Source organism: Aliivibrio sp. A6, assembly GCF_028765505.1.
GTDB classification, from domain to species: Bacteria; Pseudomonadota; Gammaproteobacteria; order Enterobacterales; family Vibrionaceae; genus Aliivibrio; species Aliivibrio finisterrensis_A.
Window position 1 is genome coordinate 41,541 of the sequence record NZ_JARACR010000027.1, and the last position, 12,701, is coordinate 54,241.

Below are 12,701 nucleotides of genomic sequence, written 5' to 3' on the forward strand. Positions count from 1 at the left end.
ATTATGACTCCAACTGCTTACAAATAGAATGTAACTCTTCTCGAGCTAGATTTAACTTTTTATTTACACTTTCAACATGTGCTATAGAAGTCTCCATTGTCGAATTAATCGACTCAATATTTGCTTCTACATCCTTCATCATTTGACTTAAATTTGACTCCACATTCATTTCTATGTCATAAGCAACATTTTCGATATTCTCATCCGTAGACTGTCGTTGTTGTGATTGTTTATAAGAACTACTAAAAAAAGAACGAACTGCTTTATAAAACTGAAATACTAATGTAGCAACTGATACAGCAATAACACCCCAACCCACCGGAGTAAAAAACAACAATGCTCCACCACCCACGGCTCCTAATACACCCCAAACATTTACACCATTATTAAACTTAAAATTTAGTGATAAATCATCTTGGTCCATATTGTTAAATGTCGTCATCACCTCACTTGTCTGAGCCTCAAAACGTGCAACAACATCTTTAATTTGTTCTTCAAACTTAGTGAGCTCTAGTTTTATTTTATTTGGTATTTCTTCAATTAATTCATTTTGATATGTCTCGATATTTTGCTTTAAATAGTCTTGAAACTCATCGTTACTAATATCTCGATTTATATCTTTATATGTTTTTTCACGTACCTTAGAACTAAAATCATAAATAAGTTCTTTAGTTTTGTTTCGTAACCTTGAACGCAATAGCTCTACATGTGAATTAAGCTCAGCACTTGTATCGGATAACTCTGAGCGCAATAAACCCAATAAAGGGCCAAATTTTTCCTTCTGTAAACAAGTCACATCCATAAGCGCCATATCAACAACTTGTTTGGCTTTATTTTGATTTGAACGAACAATCTTATTTTTGAAATCATTAACTACGGATTCATTAAACATTTTTGTTAATGCGGTTATATTTGATTTATATAAAATATCTTGTTTATCATATTTAGATAAGAACTTATCTTGTGCGCTTGCATCTCTAGAGCCTGGAAGAAGGCAAGAAGAAGCAGCTAAAAATGCAGGATAGGCACTTAACCCTATATGTTTTTGATAACTATCACCCAAATAATCAATCATTTTAGAATCAAGATCGTCCAGACTTTCTTGCTCACCTTGAGAAATGATCGGTCCCATACCTAATTGAATCGGGTTTTGAATACGCTTATTATATATAGTCCAAACTTCTGATTGAGCACCTAAATGTTGTTTTATTTTTTCTAACGTTCCTGGATTTTTTCCATCCCCTTTTTGAGGCGCTGATGCTTTACCTGTAACATAAAAAACAGCATGAGCCTTATGTACTGCCTGCCAAATAGCATCGCTCACTTTACTCTCTTTTCCTTCTATACCAGGAACATCAAGTAAATTAAATCTCGTACCACCAACGTCAAAATAATAGTTTTGTGTTTCTAACGTAAAATCTGAACGACCATTACCAATGATTGCCCCATCAGCAAAAGATTCTGCTGCTTTTGTTTTTTCTTCAATTTCTTTGTTTCTTAATTCAAGACGTTGCAATGCATTACTTAATGTCGACTTTTCATCTATATAGCTTTTAGATTGAGTATTTAGATCATTCTCCGCTTCTTTTGTTAATTTATATGAAGTTTGATATTCTTTAAATTCTGGTATTTTCTTAAATAACCAAATCAACCTTTCAAATAACGTCGCAGACTCTTTTGCTAATTTAACTCTATCCTGTGCTTGTTGAGTTTCAAGCTTTCTATGATTTATAGCTTGAAGTAAAGCACGTTCTTTTTCACGCCAAGCCATATCAAACTCATCAATACGGTTTTCTCCTTCAAGAATTTCAAGGCGCGTTTTTTCAATACATTCTTTAGTAATTCCTGACTTTAATTGCCATTTTAAAAATTTGGCTTGCTGCTCTTTTTTCAGTTCTTCTTTTAATAAAATACGCAACGTTTCAATAATGGTCGATTTACCTGCATTTGTTTCTCCATAAAATGCAATAGTAAAAGTATCCCACTCTGCATTTTCCTCTAAACAATAAAGCTGCTCAGTTACTTGAGTATGCAGTTTATCTAGAATCTCTCGACCCGCTTCATTAGCATCTCTGATTGAAGTATCTTTTGTTGTGCTATTTAGTCTTAGTATCAACTCATCAATGATATTCTGTATCTGTTGATACACCTTTTCAGGTTTATAGCTATTACCCATCATTCTTTATTTTCTCATTTTATTAGATTAAATCTTGTCTTTAGCCTAGCCATTTCACAAAGCGAGCCACTATACAACACGATAGATTAGTGATAATTATGTTATTAACCTCAACTAAGACAGCGGTCACGCTTTACAAACCTGACCGAGTAAACAATCACCTATTCAGTAAATAAATAATAAGATAATCATCGGAATTTTTAGGTTTATAAGCTTACAAAATGCCCACTCGGGGTGATTGGGCTTTGTTTTAAGGGACGGAGAAAAGATCAAACAAACCGAAAAGCTAGATGTTCAATTAACGCAACTTAGTCTGGTTGAGGTTTATTGATATAAATCAAATTAATTACTTATTTGTTTCTAACTAAAAATCTTATTTCAATCTCAGAAAAAATATAACCACTTGAATTTTATAGCTTAAATAATTATTGGCATTTGACTTTATTTTTATTAAAGCAATCTCAGTCACTGTCAATAATAAAATTATTTAACAAAAAATTGACACTAGATTCTTCAATCATGAATTTAATAAACTGATGCTATCAATTTTATTTCTTTAATTATTTTTAAACTTATTTAATAGTAAAATAAAAAAACCATTAACAAAAAAGTATAAATTAGAGTTTTAATACTAAAATAAGATCGTACCCCATAATAATTTAAAATACTCATGAACAGCATTTATTTTTTTTGTTTTACTGCATTTGTTTTTTAGTTGATATTTACATCAGGAATAAAGAGATTTAAATAAACCTCTTTTTGTTGAACTAGACATACAAACTATAAATAAAGTGTATTTATGAAAATTAACTTATCTTTTAATGTGGATGTAGCTGCAAGAAAACGTATAAATACTATTTTGGATGGATTCAAACACTTCTATGTTTCATTTTCTGGAGGAAAAGATTCTGGTGTACTTTTAAGTTTGATTATTGATGAATCCAGAAAGAGAAATCGCTTACCTGTCGATGTATTGATCATAGATTTAGAAGCTCAGTATAAAAATACTATTGAATATATAGAGGAAATGGTCTCAAAAAAGGAAATAAATGCGTTTTGGATTTGTCTTCCTCTTAGTTTAAGAAATTCAGTTTCACAATTTCAGCCTAAATGGATCTGTTGGGACCCATGTTTTCAATATAAATGGTTACGAGAATTTCCAAAAAATAATTCGGTAATAAAAGATATGACTTATTTTCCTTTTTATAAATTTGGTATGGAGTTTGAAGAATTCGTTTTTGAATTTTCTAAATGGTATTCCTTAATGAAAAACTCACAATGTGCCTGTTTTATTGCCATACGTGCTGATGAATCATTAAATAGATATAGAACAATTAAAAATAAACATAAGAGTAAATATCTTAATTTCAAATGGACAACCAAGGTTACTGAAAGTGTTTATCATGCTTATCCAATATACGATTGGAAAGTGACTGATATTTGGATAGCTAATGGAAAATATCAATATTTGTATAATAAAATTTATGACTTGATGCATATGGCTGGTGTTTCATTAGCACAGCAACGCTTATGTCAACCTTTTGGAGACGACCAAAGGAAAAGCTTATGGTTATACCAAATACTAGAGTTTGATACATGGCAAAAACTTGTAGAACGTGTCGAAGGATGCAATTTCGGTGCTAGGTATAGTAAAAGCCAAGGTAGAATTTTAGGCTATTATAAATTTGATTTGCCTGATGGATATACTTACAAATCTTATAGTAAATACTTGTTAAAAACTATGCCACCAGATTTAGAAAAACATTATAGATCAAGGATATTTCAATTTTTATATTGGTGGAGAAAAAATAAAATCAAGACAGGTATTTATTCAATCCCTGATTTTGGTGATAAGAAATTAGAATCTGCTAAAAAAATACCAAGCTGGCGAAGAATATGTAAAGTTTTAATAAAAAATGATTATTGGTGTTATGGCTTATCGTTTGGTCAGAATAAAAGATTAACAAACTTATATATAGAAACTTATGAAGATTATATTACTGGGAGAGGTTATGTATGAATGAACTTGAAGAGTTATTGGTTATTATAAATCAAATTGAAAGTATAAAAACATCACATTTAAACATTAAATTTCGGGTTGATTTATTTAATCAGCTATCAGACATAGCCTACAGAATTATTGATATTGCACACCCAATTTTAAATGTTAAATTAATAAGTTCAAGTTCAATTAAAAATAATGATTACAATCCTAATGTTATGGCACCACCTGAGTATAAGTTATTAAAACAATCAATTAAAAAAGATGGTTTAACTATGCCAATAGTCGTATCTAAAAATGATAATGAACTATATAACATAATTGATGGTTCACACAGAGTTAAAATGATAAAGAATAATCTTGATATTAAAAACTCATTTCACAGCTATATTCCCACTGTTATTTTAACAAAAAGTAATAACGATAGTATGGCATCATCAGTTAGACATAATATTGCAAGAGGAGTACATCAAGTTGAATTAACTTCAAACTTAATAATTAAATTAAAACAGTCATCATGGACTAATGAGAAAATATGTCAGGAACTAGGAATGGAACCTGATGAAGTATTAAGAATGCAACAAATTACAGGGTTAGCTCATGCGTATAAAGATGAAGATTTTTCTTTTGCATGGCGATAATAAATATGGAGCTTCATATGATTAAGACAGTATTAATATCTAGCATTTTAATAGCGCTATTACCTAAATACGCCATAGCAGCTGATATACCAATAATAAACAAACCGTATAATAATAGTGATTCTGGTTTACTGGCAACTAGAGGTTCTCTTAACAATGTAGTAGATCGAGTTAATGAAAATTTTAACGTGGTAAGCGATAATTTAGCAGCCGCAGGTAATGCTATCCAAACAAACCATGAGGCAATAGTCGCAGCTCAAGCGAGTAATGCTGCTACCTCTGCAAGCTTGGATAATGTGAATCAACTTAGCAAACTGGCAACGTTTGGTACTGTGGTTAATGCTCAAAATACAATAGCAACAAATAATGCAGTTCAAGCGGTAAGCGGTAATTTAGCAGCCGCAGGTAATGCTATCCAAACAAACCATGAGGCAATAGTCGCAGCTCAAGCGAGTAATGCTGCTACCTCTGCAAGCTTGGATAATGTGAATCAACTTAGCAAACTGGCAACGTTTGGTACTGTGGTTAATGCTCAAAATACAATAGCAACAAATAATGCAGTTCAAGCGGTAAGCGGTAATTTAACAACCGCAGGTAGGGCTATCCAAACAAACCATGAGGCAATAGTCGCAGCTCAAGCGAGTAATGCTGCTACCTCTGCAAGCTTAGAGCATGATATTAATGCAGTAAAAGATGATTTAAACAAAGTTGGAGAAGCGATTCAAGCAAACCACGATGCATTAGCGAATAGTTCAGGTTCGATGGATAGCTCATATACTAATGACTGGAATAATATGTTTAAAGATTCTATCAACAATCTTCAATCTCAAATTGATAAAAATAGAAAATTATCATCAAGAGGTATTGCCGGAGTTGCTGCAATGACAAATATCCCGACATTAACCGATGGCTCATTTTCAATTGGCATGGGTTATGGCTATTTTGATGGTCAAGATGCGTATGCTTTGGGTATTTCAAAGTCTTTTGAATCAGGGATTGCAGTAAAAACATCATTAGCAACTGCAGGCTCAAAAGATACGACATTTGGTGTAGGTGCAAGCTACAGCTTTAGATAATAATACTTATTTTATTCCAACCTAAAAAAGCATGCTGATCGGCGTGCTTTTTTATGAGTAAAAAATGTATCCGCCCCATAATACTACCAAGACTAAAAAGCGAGCGTTTCTGGTTTATGCCATTTGCTTTTCTCTGTATTGATCTCAAATGGCGTGATCCATAATTTATGGCCGTCATCTAAATCAAAAAAAGTCGGCAACGGTTGAGTAAAGTTGGCTTGCATTGGATAAATGAGCACCACATCGTTGCCGTGTTGCTCGTCAGCGTTTCTTTTAAGGTATTTCTTCGCATAGGCAAACATTTGATAAACGTCAGATTGAGACAAATTGGCGTTGCTTATTTTACTATCAAGCAGCTTCCATTTGGTGTCTAACACTGCCACGTTTCTCTTATCGTGTTTGATTAATAAATCAGGCCGAAGGCTGAACTTCCCTTTCTGTTGATACCTTGCCAAATGCTCCCCTGTAGCTTGCGTTTCTAATTGAAGTGTTGGATACGATTGCGCCAACTCTGCCTTGATGATCTTAGCGACGTAATCTTCAAACACCTTCTCCATTGGGAACAAGAGTGAAATCGCGTGATGATCCCCCTTCATGGTTTGTGGTGAGTAGCCATTTAAGATCAACTGACACCATTGCAATGGCACATCATAATGATTCATGCCTCGGCCTGATTTCACCTTCGAAAAATCCGATTTATGATCATGGCTTTTTGGCACTTCATGAAACACAAACGCCAACTCTTGCACTAGTTTTTGGTTGGCAGCACTGCGAGCCAGTGATTTCACATTAAGTAACGCAGAGTGAATCAAACGGTTTGCAGGTCTATCAAGCAAGAACTCATCATATTCACAGTAAAATTTGTGTTTGTTGATGAAATTATGACGAAGTTGCTTGCCGACATTCAGCTTACCTTTTAAATACGCGAGATTGTCTTCACGGCGTACATAATCACTGCGTAATCCTCGTTTTACCAAGGCGTTTACCGAGTGTAAAAATTGCCCTATAAACACCTCAAGCAATGGCATTTTTTGATGAGTAATGTTGGCACTGGCGGTTTGAATGTGGGAAAACCCTTTTAACGCTCTAAGCATGGTTAAGAGTGACACCCGCGCTTGCTCTTCTCCCTCTTCCTCTTCCTCATTTGTGCTTTTGCCTATTTTTGGCAGCACTTCAATTTGGGTTTTATCAGGTGTGAAAATAACCCCTGCGTAGTTTTGTACTTGAAGCACTTCCATGCCATCAAGACTGCGCAGCTTTAGTAACTTTCGGTCACTCTCATCCCCTAAGCACATACGCTTTAGGTAATCGTAACTGCTTGCTGATATTTTTTGCACACGAGAATGCGCCTCGGCTCTGTCGTCTTTTGCGACAAAGCCAAACTCAAACAAGGTGATTTCTTTTTTCGCTTTCATTATGCGTTACTTAATTGATGTGTAAACAGCAATATAGGCTTGTGGATTATCCCAAACCGAATTTTTGCCATCAAACGCCATTAAGGTGTAGCGTGTTTTGCTCTCTTCATAGGTTTCTAAACCGTGGTTAGAGCCAAACAATGAATCATAAGATTCGTTATGCTTTTTAACAAAGCGGATCTCGTCTGATTTTTGATTATCCCCTAATACAAGGCGGATCTTGTTCCAATCGTCATAGAAATACTCTTCTAGCAATGGGATGATTTTATTTTTAAACGCCGCTTTTAGCAGTTCGAAAGCTTTATCTTCGTCTTGCTCATTGTAAGCAGGGAATAAGAAGGCGTGACCTAGTGTATGCTCACGATCATATAAGGCTTCTATGCGTTTATTTAGGGCGTTAAGTAACCGAGTAAGATCGATACCTTTAATCTGTTTGTGATTAAATAATTCAGGCTTTGGCATCATTTCGATAAAGTCAAAACGACGACGCAGCGCAGTATCCATCATAGCGAGAGAACGGTCAGCCGTGTTCATGGTGCCGATGATGTGCAAGTTATCGGGTACTGAGAACGTATCGCCAGAGTACGGTAACACAAGCTCTATTTCTTCTTCTGCCCCTTTACGCTTTGAGGGCTCAATAAGCGTGATCAACTCACCGAAGATCTTAGAGATGTTTCCTCGGTTAATTTCATCGATGATGAAGACGAAGTTTTGTTTCGTTGCGGTTACTGCTGTTTCATTATAATCAGCAGTATTGTACTTCTCCTTTAAATGCATAAGAATAGCTCGAACATAAGATCGATTATAAATATCCGACTCATCACCAGTGATATAGAACGATCGCAAATGAGCAATACTCGCAGGATAACCATTACCTAAATTGTCATGCTTTGTTGCTTCTGGATACACTCTGAATGTGGCATTTCCATTATAAGTAAATTCAAATGATTTCCCTGTTGAGGTTTTTAACGAAATCATTTGCCCATCGGCATCGTGTTTTAGAGATTCTAACGCCTCATCAAATTTTTGAATACTGTCTACATCTTTAATGCTTGCATCGGTACAGATGCGTTTAAATACACCATCCTTGACTGCATATTTGATCGCTTCATTTTCGGTTGTCGCACTTAATCCTTCAACAAATTCTTCATAGCCGTAACTTTGATGAAAGGTAACAAAGCGAATGCGTTTATCAGCAACCAAACGGACATATTCGTTTTTTAATTCATCACGGTTAGCCCATGTAAACGTTGGTTCTGCGGCTTTTACTGCAGCTTCAATGGTGTGATAGGTTTTGCCTGTACCCGGAGGGCCGTAAAGAATTTGGTTTAGAGAGGTAGACGTCAACACCTTATTTTCACTAGCCGCTTCATATTCCGCTCCTTCTGCTGGAATTAAGCCATAGGGTTCAAACTTTTCCAACAAAGATATAACGTTATGTCTACTCCACTGGTTCGATACAACAATTGTTACATCATCACTTGTGGTTAAACGATCGCTTAAACTTTCAAAAAACCTTGGTTTTGTATCGCTTCCTCTTTCCTTATAATCAGTAAAAAGAGCTTCTGTCGTATAAATCACGCCTCTCACAGCATTAGACTTTCTTTCAAAAATTTTATCTAACTCGGCTAATGTTAATTGGTTTTCACTTAATAACGCTTTCATCAAAGCGAGTACTAAGTTTCTAAGGTTATATTTCTCATTTCGAAAGTTAAACATATGTTACCTACAATACTCACAAAAAAGCACGCCGGAGCGTGCTTATAAATTTATCAATTAGCCTTTAGCGGTGGCTTTTTCTGTTTTCTTTCTTGCTGTCTCAGCTTTCTTCGCTGCCTTAGCTAACGTTTCTGCCTCAATACGAGCCTGTGCAATGCGCTCTAGTAGCTTATCCGCCGGTTCATCGTTTGGATCTTGCGGCACCAATTCACCACGAAACGCTTTAGCTAAAATACTTTGGGTTAAATTATTCACCCTCGCCTGCGCTTTTTTCACTTGCGCTTCAATGGTGTCAGCGAAAGCGAAGTATTGGCCGACTAGACGAACAATTTCTTTTTGTTCTTCTAGTGGAGGTAACGGTACTTTTGATTCTCTACATTGAGTTAAGGAAATATTAATTTGTCCAACAGAACCTTTTGTTTCAGGCATAACATCACGAACCAATGCACCTTCACATAGTACGAAGTACAAATACTTGTTTATTAATAGCTCATTGTTAGCTCTGAAAAGAGTTATCGCTTGGTTCAGGTTCCATTCTGGATATTGATCCGTAAGTATTGCTACTTTACCTAGAGGCGGACCGACAATGTTCATCAACACATCACCAGGAAAGGCAATAGATCTTTTCAGTTTATCTTGATGTGTATCAGTCGTAACAAATTGAGGTTTATAGTCAAAATCAACTTTTTGATTAACTATATTGTAAACCTTTAAAAATGGAACCGTTCCACCTTGATTGAACGGATCATTTCTTGGAGTAGAGCCACTTTGTACTTTAATACAAACCTCGTTAGCCGCCTTAATCTGCCAACTTTGAGGTAAATTACTAACTTCATCTAGAATTCGCTTCTCTTCCCCACGCCACTCTTCCGTCAACTTTCCCGATACCGCAGAAGCGAGTACCGATTGGCGAAAGCGTTTTAGCAAACTAGGAATACCATCTAAACGCGCTTTAATGGTGTCGACCTGTGCCAATACCTCATCGAGTTTTTCAACAATGCGTTTTTGTTCGGCTAGTGGGGGGAGCTTCACTTGAATTGGATAAACTTTCTGTCCTGAAATAACAGGCTGTGCTGATGAACTATCATTTTGTCTAAGGTCAGTAAATTTTAATAACCAGTAGAGAAATTCCCTATCAATATGAGCTTCTGAAAAAGACGTTATAAAAGCATTATCGGTAATCCAAGCATTTTCTGGTGTTATGTATACCGAACCACAATAAAATCCAACTCTTCCTATGACAATAGTCGGCTTAAACACATTACCTTCGTTATGCCACCCAGTAATACCATTACCACCAAATACTGGTGTAGTACCTTCAATCATTTTCTTCTGTGTAAGATTTTTCCCTGATGTTATTGATATAAGCTGTTTCAACTCACATTCAACCCACCCTTTCGGCAATTCACTCATTACTCCGCCTCCAGCTTTTCTGCCAAGCCAAAGGCTTCTGCTACTAGCTGTTTTTGCCCTTCGGCGACATCATCCGCCCCTAGCGCTTGCATCAGCTGATAAATCTCTGCCATCGCCTCAGTCAACTCTGCCATAGCTTCACCTGCTAATACTTCTGGCTCTGGCAAGTTCTCTGCACTGGTGGCTTCTAAATCTTTTAACCACGAAATATCTAACGAGTCGCCTTTTTGATCACGAATGTAATCACGGCTAAATTTGCGGAAACGGGCGTTCTCTAAAGTGTGTTCAACAGAGTCTTCTCCTTCAGCAAAGATGTTACCAAGCGTCTCGTAAACCCCCTCTTCACGAGCAGATAAACCGTTTGCATCGCTGCCATACGCGTTCACAAACACATCAAAGTGCTTTTCAGTTAATGGGCGGCGCTTACCAAAAGTGTTCATGTTGGTACGTAGGTCAAATACCCATGTCTCTTTGGTGCAGTCTTTGTCTTGGCTCGGGTTCTCTGGCGTGCCTTTTTGGAAGAAGAGTACGTTGGTTTTTACCCCTGCGGCGTAGAAGATACCTGTAGGCAAACGCAAAATGGTATGTAGATTACACTTATCCATTAAATCACGGCGAATGTCTGTGCCCTTACCACCTTCAAATAAGACGTTATCTGGGATCACTACGGCAGCACGACCGCCCGGCTCTAGCGCATCATAAATATGCTGCATAAAACACAGTTGTTTGTTACCTGTTGGGTGAACAAAGGTACGGGTGATATTGGTGCTTGATGCACTACCAAATGGCGGGTTGGTTAAAATCACGTTGGCTTTAGGTAGGTTTTCACCTGCGCTGCCTAGGGTGTTGCCTAAACGGATTGCGCCTTCGTTCTCATCACCTTCAATGTCGTGCAATAAGCAGTTCATTAACGCCAAACGACGCGTTTCAGGCACTAGCTCTAAACCGACAAAGGCTTTTTTCATTTGGAACTCTTGATCTTCATCTGGGAGTGCAAATAAGTTGTCGGTGTTTGATTTAATGTATTTGTCCGCTTCAATTAAGAAGCCTGCCGTCCCTGCTGCCGGATCTTGGATGATCTCGCGCGGTTGTGGTTGTATAACGTTCACAATGGTGCTGATTAATGCGCGTGGCGTAAAGTATTGGCCTGCGCCTGATTTGGTTTCATTGGCGTTCTTTTGCAGTAAGCCTTCGTACATATCACCAAAGTCATCACGGCTTTTGCCTTCGTCGCCATCTTCATCACTGTACCAATCAAGGCTGTCCATGTTCGACACTAGCTCAGTTAACTGTGCTGGTTGAGTAATGGTGGTGTTTACGTTTTGGAAAATAGCACGAACAATGGCGTGATCATCTGCACCCAGTTGTACCAACATATTGCGGTAAAACTGGTGTTGCTCTTGACCAATTTTTGCTTTTAGATCGGCCCAGCGAAACCCCTCTGGCAATAAATCGTCTTCTTGCCCTGTTTCTTCACACATTTTAAGAAACAGCAGCGAGGCCAATTCATTGACGTAGTTTTGGTAAGACACTCCGCCATCACGCAGGTTGTCACACAATTTCCACAGTTTGGCGACCAGATCATTATTGTTCATGTTATTTCTCTATTAATTTGTGCGTAAATTTAGCCATTATTATTGTCAGATTGTGGCAATTTATATCAAGCAAGAAGCTCTATATTCAAGGAGAAAGCGCGGAGTTTATAAGTATAAATGAGCGCTTTCGACACAGAAGATAGAGCTTATGCGATGATATTGATTGTACCCGCCTAGGCAGGTTCATCCCACATATATTCATTAAATTGAAGCAGTATGCCGTCTAATTCATCATTAAAGACGCTCATTAGCTTACGTTTGCCACCACTGCGTTTGTAATTACCCGTTTTGAAGGTGTCGTCATCCAACACCACTTTCTCTTTTATTGAGTTGGCGATGCGATCAAGCCATTGCAGTTGAACGGGTTGCCACTCTTTGCTTGATTTTATTCTGTCTAACGCTATTTCGACTCGCTGCTCAAACGGCAATAACGCATCCCCAATGGCGGCACGACGAATGTGGCCAATTAATCGCGCGGCGATGTCTTGGTTTTTGCTCTCTTTCCATGCGGTTTTTAGCGTCGGTTCATTGAAGTTTTGGGCATCAAACCACTCTTGCAGCTCTAATAAGCCTTTTCGTGTTAAATCTCGTGGACGGTTGATGATGATGTCTAACGCGTCTTGTTGATTGGCTGAGCGTGTGACTAAAGCATCGAAGGCGTCTA

General features: G+C 37.1%; 9 protein-coding genes. 3 read left to right on the forward strand and 6 right to left on the reverse strand.

What is annotated here, in order from left to right; translation table 11 throughout:
• Position 1: 1 nt before the first annotated feature.
• Positions 2-2,179 carry a hypothetical protein gene (locus PVK70_RS14820; protein WP_130048829.1) on the reverse strand — a complete coding sequence of 726 codons (2,178 nt, stop codon included), beginning with the start codon at positions 2,177-2,179 and terminating at the stop codon, positions 2-4.
• Positions 2,180-2,975: 796 nt separating this feature from the next.
• On the opposite strand from PVK70_RS14820, the gene PVK70_RS14825 reads away from it, so the two are divergent.
• From PVK70_RS14825 to PVK70_RS14835, 3 genes are read left to right on the forward strand one after another with little or no spacing between them, the layout of a single operon-like run.
• Positions 2,976-4,196, forward strand: coding sequence for a DUF3440 domain-containing protein (locus tag PVK70_RS14825; protein WP_130060013.1), 1,221 nt, complete (start codon positions 2,976-2,978; stop codon positions 4,194-4,196).
• Positions 4,193-4,819: a ParB N-terminal domain-containing protein gene (locus PVK70_RS14830; protein ID WP_130048831.1), complete on the forward strand. Its 627-nt coding sequence runs from the start codon at positions 4,193-4,195 to the stop codon at positions 4,817-4,819. The genes PVK70_RS14825 and PVK70_RS14830 overlap by 4 nt, the downstream gene beginning before the upstream one ends.
• A 17-nt stretch (positions 4,820-4,836) precedes the next feature.
• Positions 4,837-5,895, forward strand: coding sequence for a YadA-like family protein (locus PVK70_RS14835; protein ID WP_165367218.1), 1,059 nt, complete (start codon positions 4,837-4,839; stop codon positions 5,893-5,895).
• Between the two features lie 92 nt (positions 5,896-5,987).
• Here PVK70_RS14835 and PVK70_RS14840 read toward each other — a convergent pair whose 3' ends face one another.
• The 5 genes from PVK70_RS14840 to PVK70_RS14860 form a co-directional block, all read right to left on the reverse strand.
• Complete coding sequence (locus PVK70_RS14840; protein WP_130048833.1) at positions 5,988-7,310, reverse strand: McrC family protein; 1,323 nt, start codon at positions 7,308-7,310, stop codon at positions 5,988-5,990.
• A 6-nt stretch (positions 7,311-7,316) separates the two neighbouring features.
• Positions 7,317-9,029, reverse strand: a complete 1,713-nt coding sequence (locus PVK70_RS14845) for an McrB family protein (RefSeq protein ID WP_130048834.1) — start codon at positions 9,027-9,029, stop codon at positions 7,317-7,319.
• Between the two features lie 57 nt (positions 9,030-9,086).
• Positions 9,087-10,442: a restriction endonuclease subunit S gene (locus tag PVK70_RS14850; protein WP_130048835.1), complete on the reverse strand. Its 1,356-nt coding sequence runs from the start codon at positions 10,440-10,442 to the stop codon at positions 9,087-9,089.
• Positions 10,442-12,037: an N-6 DNA methylase gene (locus tag PVK70_RS14855; protein WP_130048836.1), complete on the reverse strand. Its 1,596-nt coding sequence runs from the start codon at positions 12,035-12,037 to the stop codon at positions 10,442-10,444. Before PVK70_RS14855 ends, PVK70_RS14850 begins: the two co-directional genes overlap by 1 nt.
• Positions 12,038-12,210: 173 nt before the next feature.
• Positions 12,211-12,701, reverse strand: a 491-nt coding sequence (locus PVK70_RS14860) for a type I restriction-modification enzyme R subunit C-terminal domain-containing protein (RefSeq protein WP_274441613.1), incomplete at its 5' end; no start/stop codon positions are given.